This is a genomic window from Psychrobacter sp. BI730 (assembly GCF_013414195.1).
Taxonomy (GTDB): Bacteria; Pseudomonadota; Gammaproteobacteria; order Pseudomonadales; family Moraxellaceae; genus Psychrobacter.
In genome coordinates this window covers 196,418-215,400 of record NZ_JAATTV010000003.1, presented here as the reverse complement: position 1 = coordinate 215,400, position 18,983 = coordinate 196,418, and the positions used below count along the sequence as shown (strand labels likewise).

Sequence of the window (18,983 nt, the reverse complement as noted above, 5' to 3'; positions counted from 1 at the left end):
TTCGATAATTAGTGCGCATTAGCCAAAGCTTAGCTCTCTGCCTTGTCATCACCCGACTAAGTACTACCTAATTTAGTATCGCCCAATTAAGTGTGCCGTCATTATATATGGTTATGACGCTGATGGATACAAGGGCAGCGAGTAGATATTTGCCACAGTAAAAACCTAGTAGGACGTGTTAAAATAGCGAATACCTTCTTAAATTTCTTAGCTTTTTCAGCGACTTTATTATTTTTCACATTTTGATTTTTATACGCTTGCTACTACTGCATCTTGGCTCAAAATTTGTCGTGGAGCCATTTATCTATAAGTAACTGGCATATTGATAAAGCCAAAGCTATCTATCAAACCCATATATAAGACAAATAACCCTTTAGCACCCCTATCATAAAATACTCATTACCACTCATTAAAGCACTATAAGAGACTCTGCATGACCGTAAAACCATCTGGACAAAATCAGTCGTCAAATTCTAATTCATCGGAAAAACCCTTTTCAAAACAAGAGAGCTCTGACTGCTTAAGTATAGGCGATGCCGTCTACAACCTAGCAGACCATACACCGATGATGGTGCAATATCTAACCATGAAAGCCAACTATCCACAAGCATTGCTCTTGTACCGGATGGGTGACTTCTATGAGCTGTTCTTTGACGATGCCAAGCGAGCAGCGCAGATATTAGATATTACATTGACGCGCCGTGGTACGGATAAAGCAGGCAACACGATAGCCATGGCGGGTGTGCCATTCCATGCAGCCGATAGCTATATGGCACGCTTGATCGCTGCTGGTCAGACAGTAGTCGTATGCGAACAAATTGACGAATCAACAACTGGTAACACTGATAATAAGCCCGATGACCCTGTAATGGGCGACAAGCAAAAGAAAGACAAAAGTAAATCTGCTGCTGGTAGCATCATGCGCCGTGAAGTGGTTAAGACGCTTACGGCAGGTACTATTACTGATGATGCATTGATTGCACCTAATCATACGCCGACTGTGGTTGCCATCGATATTGCGACTGTGAAAACGCAAGACAATAGCCAGACGTTACAAGCAGCCGTTAGCCAGATGGATTTGGCCGCGGGTACACTGACTACCCAGACATTGGTAGCAGATAAAAACGATATAGATGGTCTGCAAACTCAAATGCTTACTGTATTGGCGCGTTTTGCGCCTAGTGAATGCATCATTAGCGAAGCGCTTATTGGTAGCGTTGGCGGCAGTATTGATGGCACTGATTCAGGGTGGCTACTGTGGTTACGACAAAATCTGGACTGCCCTATTATAGAAGTCGCTGCCAATGACTTTCATCGTGAGCATGCCAGTGACACGCTTTGTCAGCAGTTCGAAGTCCAGCGTCTGGACGGATTAGGTATTGCTGAGGCTCCACTTGCGCAAACCAGTTGTGCTGCGCTTATCCACTATGCGCGTCAAACTCAGCAACGCCACGTGCCACAAGTGAACCAACTCATCGTCGAGTATAGTGATGACTATTTGATTATCGATGCCAATAGCCAGCAAAATCTCGAGCTATTTACCCCTGTTAGTAGCAACGGCACTTCTTTGATATCTGTGCTGAATCATTGTCAGACCCCGATGGGAAAGCGCCTACTCGTGCAGCAAATGAAGCGTCCACTGCGTCAGCATTCACGTATCAATATGCGTCTAGATGCGATAACTTGTTTGCTAAGCCCAGAGAGTGACTCAATTGAGTCAAAACAGGATTTGAAAGATAGCTCACTGGTGACAAACTTACGAGAAACGCTGAATACTATTGGCGATATTGAACGAATCAGTAGTCGAATCGGGCTAATGAGTGCCAAACCTCGTGACTTACGCAAGCTCGCCGATGGTATCGCTAGTAGCGCCCAGCTTACTACCTTATTAATAGCATCAGGTATCAGTCATGAAGACGCTGGCCTGCTACCAATGCTGATGCAGCAATTGCCAGATCAACTACCTGCTGTTCAATCCGTCGCCGAATTAATTGAGCGCGCTATTGTCATTGAACCGCCCGCCCATATTCGTGACGGTGGTATGCTAGCAGCGGGCTTTGATGAAGAGTTTGATCGTCTTACCCACTTGCATGACAATATTCAATCGACGCTAGACGAGATGGTAGAGCGCGCAAGTCAGGACAGCCAACTGCCCAGTCTAAAAGTCGGCTTTAATAAAGTTAGCGGCTTCTATTTCGAACTGCCCAAAATGCAGGCGAAGAATGCCCCTGCCCACTTTATCCGTCGGCAAACGCTTAAAAGCAGTGAGCGCTTTATCACTAATGAGCTAAAGGAAGTCGAGACAGAATATCTAAGTGCCCAGTCCTTAGCGTTGGCTCGTGAAAAGCAGCTGTATCAAGAGCTGCTCACTCAATTAAACCAACATTTAGCTGAACTACAACAGCTTAGCGCGGCTATCGCCCAACTAGATGTGCTAAGCAATTGGGCTCATCTTGCCATGACGTATAACTGGCAGCGCCCAGTTATGGGTCTACATACAAAAGACCAAAGCGAATCGGTGACCAAAAATCAAACCAACATTGATATTCGTCAAGGTCGTCACGTTGTGGTTGAAGCAGCATTAAATCAAACCAACGCGAACAATAGGAATAGTAATTCATTAACTACAAACCATTTTGTCGCCAATGACTGCGCATTAGGTAGCGCCAATGCTGATGAAGGACACCCTGAAAGATTACTTCTGATTACTGGCCCTAATATGGGTGGTAAATCTACCTATATGCGCCAGACCGCCCTAATTGTACTGCTCGCGCATTGCGGTAGCTTTGTACCAGCAGCTAGTGCTCATATTGGTGATATCGATCGCATTTTTACTCGTATTGGTTCAGCTGATGACTTGGCTGGTGGCAAATCGACCTTTATGGTGGAAATGATTGAGACGGCCAATATCTTAAATCAAGCAACGAATAAATCACTGGTATTAATGGACGAAGTCGGTCGCGGTACTGCTACCACCGATGGCCTTGCCATTGCCCATGCCTGTGTCAATCGCCTAGTCGAGATTGGCTGCCTGACATTATTTGCCACTCACTATTTTGAGCTGACCCAATTGGCTGCGCAAAATAAAGGTATTCGTAACGTCCATGTCGCCGCCAGTGAGATCGATGGTCAGTTGTTACTACTGCATCAGATTAAGGAAGGCGCAGCAAGCTCTAGCTTTGGATTATATGTCGCAAAAATGGCTGGTATCCCCACTCAAGTGCTAGAGGATGCTAAGCGCTATTTAGCAGACAACTTACAGTTAGACCATTTAACCGTAGATAAAGCAAAAACTATTGATGATAAAAATGAATTAGCTAAGTCAGTAAAGGATAAACGGAAAGAGAGTTATAATGATGCTACTCTCAATCAAGAAATAACTCATACCGCTCAAGCGGCAGATACATTGAACAATCCAAAACAAAATCAGTTGTTTAGCTTACAAGACAAGTTAAGCATGATTGATCCTGATAGTCTGACACCTAAGCAAGCGCATGATTTACTTTATCACTTAAAGAAAATCATTAGTCATTAAAGGGAATTGTCAAAGCGTAGTAAAGGCGCTAAAATACGCTTTATTTTCCAACTATTCTATGTAGCCCTTATAGTTGATTTAATTTAAAAGAAGTACAATGCAGCTAAGCGCAGAGGTATAAATAATACCTCAAGCAAGGTTGACACAGTAGTTCTTTTGAAAGAGATTGACTATATCAGCCAATCCAATAACAGGTAGACCTCACTATGACCTTTGTCGTTACAGATAACTGCATTCTTTGCAAATACACCGACTGTGTAGAAGTCTGTCCTGTGGACTGCTTTTATGAAGGCCCAAACTTCCTTGTCATCGATCCTGATGAGTGCATCGACTGCGCACTATGCGAGCCTGAATGTCCGGCCAATGCTATCTTCTCAGAAGATGAAGTACCGAAAGATCAAGAGATGTTTACGCAGCTCAATGAAGAACTGGCACAAAAATGGCCAAACATCACTGAGATGAAAGGGCAAATGCCAGAAGCTGAAAAGTGGGATGGTGTGGAAGGTAAGATTCAGTATTTAGAGAGGTAATCACCTTCCTAAAGTATTTATATATTGAGCCAATAAAAAACCACCTAATGGCGATAGGCTGTTAGGTGGTTTTTCATATAGAACTGACAAACTTGCTAATACCTATTTTTCGGTAAGATGTGCAGCACATTTTAAAGCTCTCATAATTTCTTTTACGACTTTCCAGTTTCTTAGCCTGATACCATAGACTATCATCGAGCCTATCGCTAATAAATAAGGTTTGTTTCTAACAAAAATATTTTTACCGAACTTGAAGTGAATATAAAAAAGATTGCGAAACATATAGAATGCTTTCCACGAATTTATGGCACCCTGCTGATCAAAAGGAAGTTGCCTAATTAGCTTTGCATCTCTAACCGCTTTAATAGAGAAGCCTGCTTTTCTCGCTCGTAGCGCATAATCCACATCATCATAAAATATAAAATACTTGGCTTCAGGATATCCTATGATATCAATGACTTCACGTTTAATCATAAAGCCCTCAAAGGCCACGTTTTCCACCTCTATAGTCGCTGGCATATTACTTCTATTTTTATACTTATCACATACTGCCTGTCTTTTAGGATTTAAATAAAAAGGGTTAGATAGGTTGTACTCTATGGCTGCTCTTTCGACCAACTGCCCATCTTTATACTCTCGTACTGCAATCATACAAGGATGAGCCACTGCCATCAGCTGCTCCACACAGCGAGAATCAGCAAATACATCATCATCCATAACGAACACCCACTCATAGCCTAACTGGTAAGCATGTTTAATACCTGTATAAAACCCACCTGCTCCCCCAGTATTTACCTTATTATGAATGACTGTAAGCGGTAAACTTCCTGTATAGCTATCTAAAAAACCTGCTGTTATTCTATCTGTCGAAGCATTATTGACGACAATCAAGTTATCAATCGGGTATGTCTGTTTTTCTAGCTTTTGCAAGCATTGCTCTAATAGCTGCAGACGATTATAGGTCACCACGACTATTGCTAGATTTTTTTGGGTCATTTTTCTTTACTCAAAGTTCTTATTTATAAACTGGTGATGTTTAGAAAAATCATTAAACCAACCTGCGGACAAGCCGTACAGAGAGAACTTCAGTTTTTTCAGCGAAGGACGAGTGAAGCTATAAAACCATATAGTTTTTATACCAAATAGAAAGGCGTGTAATTTTCCATGATACTTTTTTAGATTAGCCGTGTTGTTCCGACATAAGCAGTACAGTTTAATTTTTGAATCCGTATCATTAAATTGCATTTTACCAAAAAACATAGAGGTTCCCAGATTAGCTGCTGTTGGATGGTAGAACTCTATATCAGTAATCGTTGCTATGCGTGCGCCTGCTTGTTTGGCTCGTTTAGTATATTCAATATCATCACCCCAGATAAAAAACTTAGCTAGAGGATAGCCTATAATGGAAGCTAATGAGGCTCGTAATAATACGCCATTAAAAGGAATCAGCACATCTAATAGTAAATTTTTATTTAGTATAATAGCTTCTAGTTGATTTTTGTTACGAACTATCTTTTTTGTAGTAGGAAGGGTAATTGGAAATGACAATGACATTTTATCTTGATCACTCAATACTAATGGCCCATAAAAATCAAACTGATCTTTATATCTCAAAAGTGCTTCGAGGCAAGATGCTGGAGGATAACCATCGTCGTCCATTAACCATATCCAATCTACTCCAGACTGATGAGCGGTTTTGATACCTTCATAAAACCCACCTGCTCCACCGGTATTGGTAGCAAGTTTACGATAAAGTAGATTAGGTTTATCCAAATACCCTGAATGCTTTAGCAGCTCAGTCGTGCCATCAGTACTAGCATTATCTATAATAATTACTGTATGTACAGATAAGGTTTGCTCGTAAAGGCCATTTAAGGTTCTAAGTAGTAGCTCTTTCCTATTAAAGGTAACGACCACTGCACATGTTTTAGTATTTGATTTCATTGATATCAAAGCACCTTTTGATAAAACGCACTTGGCTTCGTATCGGTTTCAAAATTATGTAGGAGTGCTTGAGCTGTTTCTAGCGCTTCTTTGATAGTGACATCCATATCTAAATAGCGATAAGTTCCCAAACGTCCAACAAACGTAACGCCACTACCCCGTTCAGCGATATCAACATATTGCTCCAACATTTTCTTATCATTCATCAAACGTATTGGATAATACGGGATATCATTTTTATCGCAGTCTCGGCTGTATTCCTTATAACAAATACTTTTATCATGCTCTTTCCAAGGGGCAAAATGCTTATGCTCTGTAATTCGGGTATAGGGAAATTTTTCGTCACAGTAATTGATAACGGCATTGCCTTGTACATCACCCTCACCATAAAAGGGTACAAAGTCTAAGGTCCTATAACCCAATCTACCTAATCGGTGATTAAAGTAAGCATCTAAAGGTCCAGACCAAACCATATGATCAAAGTCACTTCTCATCCCTTCAAAATACTCAGTCTCTAGTTTTAGCTCAATATTGTGATGATTTAATATATTCTCAACTATACTGGTATAACCATTTTTGGGCATACCTTGATATTTATGATTAAAATAATTATCATCATAATTAAATCTTAGGGGTAGTCTTTTAAGAATACTAGCAGGTAGATTACTTGGCTCTGTACCCCATTGCTTAATGGTATAGTATTTAAAAAAAGCTTCATACAGAGGTTTACCAACGAAATGTAGGGCTTGCTCCTCAAATGTCTCAGGCTCACTTATACTTCTATCTGCTTGAGCTTCTATAAAAACTTCAGCATCTTTTGGACTTAAAGTTTTGGAAAAAAACTGATTGATAGTATGTAAGTTAATAGGTAGGGAGTAGACTCTATCACCGGTAATAGCTTTGACTCGGTTTACATACGGCATCATCTCACCGAAACGGTTAATATATTCCCATACGGTTTGATTGTCAGTGTGAAAGATATGCGGACCGTATTTATGAACCATGACGTCAGTCTTTTCATCTCTATAGGTATGGCAGTTACCCGCCACATGATCACGACTATCAATTACGGTCACTTTGTGCCCAACTTCCGCTAGGCTACGTGCAATGACTGCACCAGAGAAACCTGCACCTACTACTAGTATCTGCTTTACACTATTAAACAACTTATAATTATCAAAAGTCATCGAAGTTTTTTCCTATATAATAACTATGATTATTAAAATTACTAGTATAACCATCTTTAAGAGATCTTAATGATATCTTAAGCTTTTTAAAAGATGGTCTTGTAAAAGTGTAAAACCAAACTGTCTTAAAAGAGAAAGTAATGATATATTTTCTACTTTTTAATGTTTTTACATTATAAATATGGTTTCTGCAATAACAGTACAGCTTTAATGGAGATGGAGGATCATCAAAATATTTACTTCCAAAAAATGTTTTTACACTATTACTTTCAGCTTGGGGATGTAAAAAATAGCAGCTAGTTATAGTAGCGATTCTAAAATTAGCATTTACACACCGCATCCAATAGTTCATTTCATCTCCCCATATAAACAACTCGGGCTTTGGTAAGCCTACTTTTTCCACAACTTCTCTACTTACCAAAACGCCATTAAAAGGACATAAACTATCAGGTATAAAACTATAATCCTTTCTCTTTTCAGAAAAATCTCTAGCTTTCTCTCTATCGTCAATAATGCCAGAATAGTTTTTAATAACAAAGGGAAATGCAGTTTCCCCATTTTTCTCATTACTTAATACTAATGGGCCAAATACATCAAAATCAGAACAGGCTTTTAATAATTCTTTTAAACACTCCTTACTTTCTGGATAACCGTCGTCATCCATAAGCCATATCCAATCAGCCCCATATTCGAAAGCTCTTTTCATTCCTTCGTAAAACCCTCCAGCTCCTCCTGTATTATTTTCCAAAAGATGATAACTGATATCGTCACGATCTAAGAAACCTTCAGACTCAAGCATAAACTTTGTATCATCACTACTCGCATTATCAATTAAGAAAATTTTATCTATATTTTCAGTTTGACTTACTAATTGATCTAGAGTATTCTTTAGTAAAACTTTCCTGTTGAATGTTACTACAACTGCACATATACAATTTTTTTTCATCTTAGTCCTAAGCTTAATAAGTAATTTCTTCTAAAGGTTAATTTCAAATTTTTTGTTAATTTTTCTTATCATACCTCGTTTTTCTACCTTGTAAACCACATCGCAATCCTTTACTGTACTTAAACGATGAGCAATCATGATTAGTGTTTTTTTACCTTTCAAATTGTTAATCGCACTCATAAACGCTTTTTCTGTTGCATTATCTAGGGCTGCAGTTGCTTCATCCATAACCAGTATTTGAGGGTTATGGTATAACGCTCGAGCTATACCTATTCTTTGTCGCTGTCCACCAGACAACTTGACCCCTCGCTCTCCAATGACTGTATCTATACCATTAGGTAGTGAACAAATCAGCTCATCAAGTTGAGAGATTTCTAACACTGTCATAACTTGGTTATAATCGATATAATCTTCCTTTACACCAAATGCAATATTAGCTTTGATCGTATCATCAATAAGATAAATATCTTGCGGTATGTATCCTACACTTCTCTGCCACTCTGACAATACCTCATCAATATCCCTACTATTAATAACAATGTTGCCAGTATCTTGTGATAATAGACCTAACATAATATCAATTAGTGTACTTTTACCCGATCCAGAATGACCCACAAAGCCAATACTTTTATTTCGCTCAATCGTTAATGAAATGTTTTTAAGTACGGGTGTATTAGGAACATAGTTGAAATTAATATTTTCTAAAGTAAGACTTTCAAAAACAAATTCGTTTGTTCGAGGATTTTCGTTAATTTGAATAGTGTTATTCATATTAGTAGCAGATACAATATCGTCCATAACATCTTTCAATACACCTTGCATGTATTTAATAGAATTAAGAGAACTTAAAATACGATTCATAGATGGAAGTAACCTGATACCTGCTAAACCGAATACAGATAACACAAGTATTAACTCATCTGCAGGCTGTCCTTGATATAGTAGTATCATGGCAAGACTCATCATGACGGTAACAATCGAAGTTTCTAAAAAAAATCGTGGTAAGCTCTGTGTTAATTCAAGATATTGATTGGCAGTCGACATCTTTTGTATAGCATTGTTAAAACTATTGACAAAGAAATCCTCTTTCCCTAGCATCTTTGTTGTCTTGAAACTACCCAAGCTTTGGAGAACTGCTTTATTTGACATAGACCGATTACTAGCAACAACTTCCCCTGATTGCTGAAGCTTTTTCCTCGAATAGTAGAATATACCAGTTACACATAAACCAATTAATATAAATACATACAAACTAGCTATAGGGTTTAGTGAAATTAAAAAAGTTAATAACAATAGAACAATTAATATTTCTGTGGCTAAGATAAGTATCGGAAACAAAAAGCCTTGTATGAGATCTAGTGTCTGTTGATTAACATTTCTTATAACGTCGCTTGTATTACGATTGATATGCTGTAAATAGCTTTCATTTAGATAGTAATGTAGTAGGTCAGATGACATACGTGTGTAAAGAGTATAATTAAATTTCACTTGATAACGTAAGCTAAAAATAAAAAAAACATTCTTCAGCCAGTAAAATGCAATAACAAGAAAGGTAGAAAATATAAGAAAATGTGTAATACCATCAACAAGCCCTCCGTCTTCAAGAGTGCTATATATATCGCTCATAAAGGGTAAGGTTAAAACCTTTTGAGGATCTAATAGGATAGCAAGATAAGGTAAAATGATACCTATACCTAACACCTCTAGGCAGCTACTCACAAATATGAGCAGCATCATAAATAAAATTAACACTTTATCTTTTTTAGTCAATGTTTGATGGAATTTCAGATATAGGTTATACAAGCTAATTACCTTTATAATTTAAAATCATTTCCCGTTACCTTGCCCCAAAGCCAGTAATCATCGTCTGTATCGTCTTAATTACAATCAACAAATCCAATGTAAAGGAAAAGTTCTTAATATAAAAGAAGTCGTGCTCCAGTTTTACTTTCGTTTCATCTTCGTCACTAGCATAACCATGCATTACTTGTGCCCATCCTGAGATACCGGGCTTGACAATATGCCGATAACGATAGAAAGGAACGGTTTCATTAAACCGATTAACAAAGTCTAATTGCTCAGGTCTTGGGCCGATCAAACTCATCTCACCTTTCAACACATTGACAAACTGTGGCAGCTCATCAAGACGGGTTTGTCTAATGAAACAGCCAAACTTTGTCACTCTCATATCAGCATGAGTTGCCATTTGCGCGCCGTTCTGCTCAGCATCAGGTAGCATACTGCGGAATTTATACATGGTGAACAGTTTACCACCCTGACCTATACGGCTCTGCTTGAATAGTATAGTGCTATTGCTACAGCGACTTTCCCATTTTATAGCTAATCCGATAAGTAGCGCTATAGGGATGACTATAGGTAAACTTATTATTATAACTACTGTATCTACGATACGTTTTATCAATAAGTAACTCTGTGATGGTAGAAGTGATCCTAGGTTATTCTCATAGAGGTGTTTGATGGGTAAACGACCTGTCAGAGATTCACTTACTTGTAGTATGTTATACACTGGTATACCCTGTAACGCAGATTCTGCGAGTTGCTGCTCCCATCTTGAACACAAATCAATATCTGAAAGATCGGCGACTACAGCATGAAAAGGCAAATATTGATGACTTACTGTTTGAAAGTCTTTTGATAGCTCTATCCAAGTAACATCTCTGATACCTAGTAAATTTTGATAACGTCCTATAGGTACATAACCTATGATGACCTGAGTCACTGAACGCAAAAAAACTTGTGACAAAAAACAGAAAGTTAATCCTATTGCTGCACTTAGAGACAAGTAATAGACAGAGTATGGTACACGAAAGATAAGTAGTACTAAGCCTACTATTAAACCACTCGCTAATAGCGTAGGTAGCACAGTTACCATCGACTTCTGCCCTGGAAACTGAGTGAACCGATCCAATCCTACTAAGCTTAGTAGAAGGGCAACGCTACTTGCTAAAACACTATTAACCTGAGTTGCCAGTATATTACTATTTAGGATATATTCCCAAAATAGTATTACTGCTGGTAATAAACAAATAAGCAGCCAACCTACTAGGATGCGTATACCTAAAAATTGCCACGGATGCTGCTGCATATCGTCTATTTATACCTCTATTACACTTATAACTATCAGCTACAAACTAGCGTCATGGATACAAGAATTGGGTAAATATATCGGTTCGATATTACTACTACAACTCCATGAGCCTTTGCTAGTACGTAGCCACTTTATCCTCTTACCTATTAAGATAGGATTTACTTGATCAGAGACCCTTGCAGTGATAACGCTTGTCAGTATTAATGGATTGCTGATTTGAGCCACGCCCATATCATTAGGTAATACAACTCCCACTTGCGAGCCACCAATTATCAGATTGGAGGCTGATGCACGAGGATCACACTCACCAATACCAAGCCCAATCACCTCTCTGCCTGTCTGTAGACACTCCTCGACAGTAAGACGCAACTGCCCCAACTCACTGATAACTCTACTTGCTTGTGTTTTAGCAATGTATATTTGATATTGAGGAATGGCAATGGCAGCTAAAACGCTAATAATAGCAACGACTATCATCAACTCTATCAAAGTAAAGCCAGACTGAATAACAAAGTGACACTTTTTGGTTGATAACATAAAAATAGCCAATATAGAGTTGTATTACTACCGCTGCATACCGTATGCCACTAGATTGGTATAGTGATAAAATTTCTAGCAAATAAATAATTATATTTATCATTGCTCATACAAATTAGAACAATTGATATCCGTACTCCCAAAAACGTGGTGGGGTCGCCAGCATTAGCGAGTCAAAAAGTACACTCGTATTTAGAAATAGATATATAAAAATAACTGTCAAACTGAAATAAACTACAATAGAAACTACCATATCAGTTACTGAGGTAATATATGGTACTCGATTAAAATAAGCAGCATGCTGAAATACAGGATTTTTTAGTAAAAATACCAATAGCCATAGTAGTGCCATTTGCGTTATCGGGTATATATGCGTCCCTGATAATGAAGTATCTACACCTATCGCTAACAGAGCAGCAATCACAAAGTAGCTGCGCTTTAGCTGCCAATCTATATGTTTGAGGATAGTTACTACAATAGCTAATAAAAAACCAAAGCCTATCAAGCCGGTCTCAGTCAATATCTGTAGAAGCAAGTTATGCGGATGGGCGCCCAAATTCTCATAGCGGTATAATTGGTAAAAACCGCAGCCCACAAGTGGACTTTGGATCCAACACTCAATCGCATTCATCCACAAATCATAGCGTAGGCTAGTGGTGGTTCTAGCTATTTGCAATCCAATAGGTGATGCCATAGATAAATTAGATATTGCTAAATAACTGATAGAAATATAAGCCAACCAAGCTATAGCATACGTCGCAAGTATTTGCCAACGCACGATACGATTAAAGACTACGATAACGGCAATAAATACCGTATAAGCCAATGTCGCTGAACGACCACCATTTAATAAAACAGAGAAAAAAGCTAGTAACAGAAATAGTAGATAAATCTTTTTATACTTAGTTTCTGTGATATAAAACCAAACGGCAAAAATAGACACTATGAGTAAATAGCTGTCATAGATCCTAATATTCCACGGCATGGGATGCCAAATAGGATAATAAGTACCAGTGCTTATGTAGTCGAAGACAGATAAAGGGAGTAAAGGAAAGATAAGTAAGCTAAAAAATACAATAACCTTGGTCGCAAGTTCATTATATTTGAGTAGAAAAAAGGTTTTATATAATAGATATGCGAGTAATAAGTCGATGACTATAAACTCGTAGTTCTGCCAAAATAGACTGGCTATACCTATATATACGAAAAACAGCAGCTCTGCTCTTGAGATATAGCCATGTTTATGAATAATATTATGTAAACCAAAGTTAAGTAATAACGTAACTTGCAGTATTCTAAACTCATTATAGAATTTAGGCGTTATACCAATAGTAAAACCTAGAATAAACAGCAAAAAATAAAGAGCTATAAATAGCTCTTTATTTTTTAATCTTTTAACAATGGTGGACATTAGGTAGCTGAACAGCCTGCTGGAGCATATTTAGCTTGTACTGTAGAATTACATTTCCATGAACCAGTGGCATCACGTGTCCAAGTTACAGAATTTTTACCTGTTTCTTGTAACGTTTTAGCTGCACCAGTACCAAACGTAGCTACAATTGCTGTGGTTTCTGTGAGTTCAGCAGCATTAGTACCATCAGCTTTTGGTGCCGATCCAGCTACTGTAGTGGCTTGAATATTAGAAGTCGTAATTCCTAGTGGACAAGCACCTGCAGCCCCTTTCCCTTCATTTAGACAGGTTTCAACTGCGGTTTTAACTGAAGAAGTCTCACCCATTGCACGGCTTACTTGTGACTTAGCAATATAGTTCTGATACTGAGGAATAGCGATCGCAGCTAGGATACCGATAATAGCAACAACGATCATTAGTTCGATTAAGGTAAAACCTTTTTGAGCATTCATAGACACATCCTTTAGAGTAAGGTGATAACAAATCGGTTGATACGTTATTAGGCATCACTATCTGCTATCTATTTTAAATATAGAGTTTGTTAGTTTGAGTAGTTCTTTGATTTACTCATCTAACCTTCTTGATAGTATTGTTGCAGGTAGCGTGCCAACTTGTCACTATTACTCTAATTGTAACCATAAAAAATATGTCTTTTATTGGTGCTTCTGCTATATAGTTGCTTTTATTCTCAATGATTAATAAATATCTATGTAAAAATTAATACCAATTTACTAAAAAATGTCAGTTTATGTAACTTGTCATTATTTAATGCAATCTTAGCTGACATTTTTTGTCAGCTATATATAAAGTATGTCACTGGAAATCATCTCCATTCATCACCTGTTCCGCATTTATTGTTCGGATTATCTCCACGACATTTTATGCCTTGAAAATTCAAACTCAATGTACCATCATTCGCCAGTTGACTACCATTCTTAGGCGTAGCTATAATACTCCATTCCGAAGTGATCGGATTAGGAGTAAAGCTGACTGTATATAGAGCATCACCTTGCTTGGGATAGTCACCGCTTAACCCTGCAATCAGAGCGTTGCTATACGCACCTTGCGCCAATTTACGACTCTGGACTTCAGACGCAATATTATGCATCTCGCTCATCATATCGGTACGCTTAGTCTTGATAACATATTGCTGATAGCTTGGATAAGCAATCGCAGCTAGAATTCCAATAATAGCAATGACGATCATTAGTTCGATCAATGTAAAACCAGACTGCTTCTTAAAGACGGTGACTGTCGTGTTCGAATCAATCTGCATCACCACTCTCCTTGGCCCGTACCACAATCACTATCTCCTATTTTCACTTTATTTTTATTTTGACAGCTTAAACCTGTGCTAGATATCATAAAATAGCTAGCATATTCTGTAATCCCCGAACCTCTTGGTTCAGCTAACATCTTCCAGCTTCTACCAGTTGTATTGTCAATACCTGTCGTAGTAGCTGGTACTAATGAGCTAGCAGTATTGGCACCATCCACTAATGTAATCTGATAATGATAATTGGTTGAATCACTACCTTGAGGAACATAAATAGTCGTGTTATTAGCATCATAGGCGTACGTCGCTGCGCTACTACTGCTAACTACTTTTGGTCTAAAACCTTTATAAGTTAGCGCTGTTGCCCGCCATCGCTCTAATTGTATCTCTAACTGCAGCATTTTAGCTTGTACATCACGTTCAGCATTCATAATCGCATATTGACGATAGCTTGGGATCGCAATAGCAGCTAGTATGGCAACAATAACTACGACAATCATCAACTCTATTAAAGTAAAACCTGATGATTGAAGCTTCGGGTTATTACCGTGGCTCTTAGCTGAAGCATGCACTCTATTGTTCCTCTTCATAAAGCTCATACCATCTTTTCGGTATGAATTTATATTTTTCATACCCAAGATTACTGTCGCTTGTGGCCTTACCGTTTGTAGCGACTACATTATCAGACTTACCACCACTACCAGTTGTACCATCATTCACAATAGTGTTGTTTGTTACTTGCAAGCCAGCCTCATCGGTTTGATTTAATCCCCCTGAACCAACATTATTGTTATTCCGATTAGCAATTTTAACTTGGTCAGCCAGTGACTGTGGACCGATCAGCATTTTGACATTACGCTGGTCTTTACTATAAGCACCTAATGTCAGTTCTTGTATTCCTTTACCAGCCCGAGTATATCCAGCTGTTCCATCAAGCGATTCAGTATCATCGCATACTCCATAAGGCATACAATATACTTGTCGTTCTGAGCCGCCTACTACTCTAGCAGAACAGTTATTTGTCTGATCATAAACCATTTCTGGACTATAGACAGTTGTATATAATCTATTGCCATATGCTAAAGGTTCTCCTACAGACTTTACTCCCTCTACACCGCTATACCCATCAAAATAGGTTAGTGGATAACGCCAGCCTGCATAATCGTAGATATAACGTTTCTCATCATCGTCATAGGCTCCTTTCGCTATCGTCTGTAACAGCGTTTTACGATTAGTTATATCTTTCAAAGCATCATTTTCATTAAATGGTAGGTTAACTAAATCATCAATTGTTTTATCTGTAGTCGTCAAACTATCAGCTGTATAGCTAAAAATACTAGGTTGAGCGATATCATAATCAAAAAGATTAAATAAATAGTTAGGGTTATCAGTATCTCTCAGCATAGAAAGCGGCGTACTGCGATCTCCTGATGCAATGGTTACCGAAGCAAATATTTCTTGATAGGGACTGGTGTAGAAACTGACAATGGGTCTCTCGTAGAACCGATATGGTAGTGTCTGCCCAGAGCTAGCATTGAGCACTCTAACTACTCTTTTTACTAAACTAGCATTCGTCGCACCTGAGTTTAGATCAACGCGGTACACACTCCCACCTAGATCCGCATAATACAGATGATCAACATTGCCGTCATCGTCACGATCTAAGGCAGTAACTCCAGCTACCACACTATGCTTCATACTATCGACTTTAGTGTGGTTCGTACCACTATCGCTACCTGATATAGATGAGATAATGCTGCCATCACTGGCATCTAATATATAAACCACATTACCTTCTGCCTGAGTTTTTTTATCGCAACTTGTGTTGTCACCACTAGATTGTAGTTGGAAGCTTGGGTTTTCATAGCAAGTATCATAACCACCAGCAACGATGATCACATCCTTAGATTCGTATTTTGTTCCGTTTTTCACTCTGATTTTTGCAGCCGTAGGCTCACTCCACACTTGACCTAGACGGGAGAAACCAGTATCAGTCGTATTTTTAGAGAATAAGAAGGTTGGTTTGTCCTTTGTAGTGAGATCTAAGCCGTATATGCCTTTACCACCCATTCTTAGGCCACCATAAGCTTTTACTGACGTCGCTTTTACTTTTTTGGTGGTTCCTGAAAAGTCATACTCTAGCACTGAACTACTCGTCCATGGTGCGTCAACGCCGAATACTGTTCTGCCTACAGAGCCTTCACTGTCGGCTTTCAGCGCTTTTAGTTGCTTCTTGATAATAGTTTTAGGAATAAAAGCAAAAGTTTCCTCGCCTTTTTCTGCTGATACTAAGTGTAATGCACCATCCATGGAACCAAACATAATATAGTCATCACGATCTTTCTCATCGTTAGATATCTCACCATCAGTTGTAAAGTCTGCACCATACGACACTTGTCTTGGCTTTGAATGAACGACTCCTCCTAATACCTTCACCTCTTGAGTTGGTGGATTTTTTACTATGTCATTAAATGCTGTTGTTTGTTCGGCGGCTGTATTTAAAGCAGTAATAGTTGCTGCAGCATCTGTGGACACGCTGTATCCCAAAAAGGATAGTAGATACAACTTTTCTGCTACACCATAATCTGAATCCAATTGATCAAACCCAATCACAGTACCATTTGTCACTTTAATATTTACTAACTTGGCATTACTACCTGTACCACTCTCAACATACACATTGCGAGTACTATTAGCGTTAGTTCCGGCAGTCGGCGCCTTTAAACGTGCATAAGCGCCACCTGCATAGATCGAATTATTCGCACTTTCACCTTTATCATTTTTGTAATCTATGGTACTCCACAGATCTTGAGTACTTGTGCTTAAATCATCTGGAAAATCATCACCATCATCATCATCATATAATCTACTAGACTCACTAAATGGGAAAGTAGATTTACCATATAGCGTACCTTGATAGACATTGTATTTCTTTAAATTTCCAGGCCATACATACTGAGAACCAGCTACTTTTGGCTCGAGCATAGGTAAATAAGCAAATGGCTGCAGATTAGTAGAGCTTAATGGATCATTGGGAATCGTAATGGTGCCTGAAGGGGCAGTTTCAATAACCTGAGTTAGTTTAGCAGTGAAGCTTGTCACGCTGGCTGCAAGGCTATCTGCATCTGTCGTGTAGTAAAAACCACCGCCACCATAGGCCTCACTACCTAACTCACACAGGTTTTTAGCATCTTGAGAAGGTTTATATGATGATGATGCTGACTCATCACAATGATATACCGTCTTACCAGCGCCATCTACCGAAGTCTTAATACCAGCAAATTCTTTACCAAACCCAACAGTGGCGGTTAGTATTGAGCGTTTGGAAGGGTTAGTCACATCTCGTAATTTCTTAGAATAATCACCCATGCATGACCAAGCTCCCTCAGAACCCCAGCTACCATTAGGTAAGTCTCCCGAGCATTTATCACTAATACTTAGAGGGCTGCTATTACCAGTCAGACTTAGATTCATCAAACCAGAAGCAATACTATTTGAACTTCTATTAGGCTCACCATCTGTCAAAAAGTAAATACCGTAGCCGCTACACTGTGAATCAGAAACTGGTGCGTTATAAGTCAGGTAATCATTGTTCTGATCTTTAGAGTCTTCAACTGAAGTCGTGTAACCACTTTGATCAGTATCATTTAACACTTTCTGATTTTTTTTAAGATAGTAACGTGTGTTTGAGTTTTCTGTCCAAAAGTCATCTACTCCTACTAGTACGTTTTTAGCTATCTCATCATTACCAGTTAGACTATTAGTTAGTCCAATAGCTGGAACCTGATTATACCTACCGGATTTACAGTCTAATATTTGAATAGTTTTCGTGGTGCTTTGAGAGGTCAAAGTACTAGCAGTCGCAGCATTATTGACACACTTTTCTAAAACAAAGTTTCCACTACTATTTTTGGTTATTCTTCCAAGAACTTTAAATGCCGTTTGGTTCGTTGCCGACACTGTTGTTGTACCCATCATATAGGCACCTGCTTCCGCATAAGCGTTGGCAGCTGGTGTAAAACCATCTGCCTTAAAACCCTTTAGAGCATTAATCAGTAAAGTACGTTGAGTCTCATCCAGTTTACGCGCTGGTACAAGAATGCTACCTGCTTTGTCATCAACATTATTATCACCTGTTTTATCAACAGAGTACTGACCCAAACCGATAATATTGTTACTTGATAATGTATAATTACCGGACGCATCTTTTTTTTCAAAGAGTTCAGTCAAGGCATTTTTTAATATAGTTAATCTAGATTGACGACCACCGAAATCCTTCGTACCCATAGATCCCGAAGTATCGAGCATTAGCGTTAGTACAGCACCACCTGATTCTGCTGCTTTATATATTTCCAAATCACCCAGATCGTTCCTACCCGCATTAACGGGTAAGGCCACCATAGAGAGTGCAACGGCATAGCATAAAGGCTTAACAGTCTGGCTAAGCTTAGAATATCGTAACTGATTAGGTATGAGCTTTTTTAAAATCATGATGAGTACTCTTATTT

General features: G+C 38.6%; 14 protein-coding genes. 2 read left to right on the top strand and 12 right to left on the bottom strand.

The window, feature by feature from the left end:
• Positions 1-433 precede the first annotated feature (433 nt).
• Positions 434-3,535, top strand: a complete 3,102-nt coding sequence (gene mutS / locus HCZ91_RS03325; RefSeq protein ID WP_179798153.1) for a DNA mismatch repair protein MutS — start codon at positions 434-436, stop codon at positions 3,533-3,535.
• A gap of 206 nt (positions 3,536-3,741) precedes the next feature.
• Positions 3,742-4,065 (top strand): ferredoxin FdxA, encoded by a 324-nt coding sequence (gene fdxA / locus HCZ91_RS03320; protein WP_101205516.1) that lies wholly within the window; start codon positions 3,742-3,744, stop codon positions 4,063-4,065.
• Positions 4,066-4,167: 102 nt separating this feature from the next.
• Here fdxA and HCZ91_RS03315 read toward each other — a convergent pair whose 3' ends face one another.
• The 12 genes from HCZ91_RS03315 to HCZ91_RS03260 form a co-directional block, all read right to left on the bottom strand.
• Positions 4,168-5,061, bottom strand: coding sequence for a glycosyltransferase family 2 protein (locus HCZ91_RS03315; RefSeq protein WP_179798152.1), 894 nt, complete (start codon positions 5,059-5,061; stop codon positions 4,168-4,170).
• A gap of 6 nt (positions 5,062-5,067) precedes the next feature.
• The gene (locus HCZ91_RS03310) at positions 5,068-6,009 is read right to left on the bottom strand and encodes a glycosyltransferase family 2 protein (protein WP_179798151.1); all 942 of its coding nucleotides are present in this window, start codon (positions 6,007-6,009) and stop codon (positions 5,068-5,070) included.
• Positions 6,010-6,014: 5 nt separating this feature from the next.
• On the bottom strand, positions 6,015-7,196 hold the full coding sequence (gene glf, locus HCZ91_RS03305; RefSeq protein WP_179798150.1) for a UDP-galactopyranose mutase: 1,182 nt from the start codon (positions 7,194-7,196) through the stop codon (positions 6,015-6,017).
• Positions 7,186-8,142: a glycosyltransferase family 2 protein gene (locus HCZ91_RS03300; protein WP_179798149.1), complete on the bottom strand. Its 957-nt coding sequence runs from the start codon at positions 8,140-8,142 to the stop codon at positions 7,186-7,188. Before HCZ91_RS03300 ends, glf begins: the two co-directional genes overlap by 11 nt.
• Before the next feature lie 30 nt (positions 8,143-8,172).
• The gene (locus HCZ91_RS03295) at positions 8,173-9,945 is read right to left on the bottom strand and encodes an ABC transporter ATP-binding protein (protein ID WP_179798146.1); all 1,773 of its coding nucleotides are present in this window, start codon (positions 9,943-9,945) and stop codon (positions 8,173-8,175) included.
• Positions 9,946-9,979: 34 nt separating this feature from the next.
• On the bottom strand, positions 9,980-11,248 hold the full coding sequence (locus tag HCZ91_RS03290) for a sugar transferase (protein WP_179798144.1): 1,269 nt from the start codon (positions 11,246-11,248) through the stop codon (positions 9,980-9,982).
• Positions 11,249-11,287: 39 nt separating this feature from the next.
• On the bottom strand, positions 11,288-11,788 hold the full coding sequence (locus HCZ91_RS03285; RefSeq protein WP_179798142.1) for a pilin: 501 nt from the start codon (positions 11,786-11,788) through the stop codon (positions 11,288-11,290).
• Between the two features lie 115 nt (positions 11,789-11,903).
• On the bottom strand, positions 11,904-13,199 hold the full coding sequence (locus tag HCZ91_RS03280; RefSeq protein WP_179798140.1) for an O-antigen ligase family protein: 1,296 nt from the start codon (positions 13,197-13,199) through the stop codon (positions 11,904-11,906).
• Entirely contained in the window at positions 13,199-13,651 is a 453-nt protein-coding gene (locus HCZ91_RS03275; RefSeq protein ID WP_179798138.1) for a pilin, read from the bottom strand. The genes HCZ91_RS03280 and HCZ91_RS03275 overlap by 1 nt, the downstream gene beginning before the upstream one ends.
• Before the next feature lie 371 nt (positions 13,652-14,022).
• Positions 14,023-14,475 carry a prepilin-type N-terminal cleavage/methylation domain-containing protein gene (locus HCZ91_RS03270; protein ID WP_179798136.1) on the bottom strand — a complete coding sequence of 151 codons (453 nt, stop codon included), beginning with the start codon at positions 14,473-14,475 and terminating at the stop codon, positions 14,023-14,025.
• Positions 14,475-15,065 (bottom strand): prepilin-type N-terminal cleavage/methylation domain-containing protein, encoded by a 591-nt coding sequence (locus HCZ91_RS03265; RefSeq protein WP_179798134.1) that lies wholly within the window; start codon positions 15,063-15,065, stop codon positions 14,475-14,477. Before HCZ91_RS03265 ends, HCZ91_RS03270 begins: the two co-directional genes overlap by 1 nt.
• Positions 15,049-18,966 (bottom strand): PilC/PilY family type IV pilus protein, encoded by a 3,918-nt coding sequence (locus tag HCZ91_RS03260; RefSeq protein ID WP_179798132.1) that lies wholly within the window; start codon positions 18,964-18,966, stop codon positions 15,049-15,051. Before HCZ91_RS03260 ends, HCZ91_RS03265 begins: the two co-directional genes overlap by 17 nt.
• Positions 18,967-18,983 lie beyond the last annotated feature (17 nt).

Bases quoted from the DNA above. Each gene is read 5' to 3' on its own strand.
- mutS (WP_179798153.1), top strand. From the start codon at position 434: ATGACCGTAAAACCATCTGGACAAAATCAGTCGTCAAATTCTAATTCA.
- fdxA (WP_101205516.1), top strand. From the start codon at position 3,742: ATGACCTTTGTCGTTACAGATAACTGCATTCTTTGCAAATACACCGAC.
- HCZ91_RS03315 (WP_179798152.1), bottom strand. From the start codon at position 5,061: ATGACCCAAAAAAATCTAGCAATAGTCGTGGTGACCTATAATCGTCTG.
- HCZ91_RS03310 (WP_179798151.1), bottom strand. From the start codon at position 6,009: ATGAAATCAAATACTAAAACATGTGCAGTGGTCGTTACCTTTAATAGG.
- glf (WP_179798150.1), bottom strand. From the start codon at position 7,196: ATGACTTTTGATAATTATAAGTTGTTTAATAGTGTAAAGCAGATACTA.
- HCZ91_RS03300 (WP_179798149.1), bottom strand. From the start codon at position 8,142: ATGAAAAAAAATTGTATATGTGCAGTTGTAGTAACATTCAACAGGAAA.
- HCZ91_RS03290 (WP_179798144.1), bottom strand. From the start codon at position 11,248: ATGCAGCAGCATCCGTGGCAATTTTTAGGTATACGCATCCTAGTAGGT.
- HCZ91_RS03285 (WP_179798142.1), bottom strand. From the start codon at position 11,788: ATGTTATCAACCAAAAAGTGTCACTTTGTTATTCAGTCTGGCTTTACT.
- HCZ91_RS03280 (WP_179798140.1), bottom strand. From the start codon at position 13,199: ATGTCCACCATTGTTAAAAGATTAAAAAATAAAGAGCTATTTATAGCT.
- HCZ91_RS03275 (WP_179798138.1), bottom strand. From the start codon at position 13,651: ATGAATGCTCAAAAAGGTTTTACCTTAATCGAACTAATGATCGTTGTT.
- HCZ91_RS03270 (WP_179798136.1), bottom strand. From the start codon at position 14,475: ATGCAGATTGATTCGAACACGACAGTCACCGTCTTTAAGAAGCAGTCT.
- HCZ91_RS03265 (WP_179798134.1), bottom strand. From the start codon at position 15,065: ATGAAGAGGAACAATAGAGTGCATGCTTCAGCTAAGAGCCACGGTAAT.
- HCZ91_RS03260 (WP_179798132.1), bottom strand. From the start codon at position 18,966: ATGATTTTAAAAAAGCTCATACCTAATCAGTTACGATATTCTAAGCTT.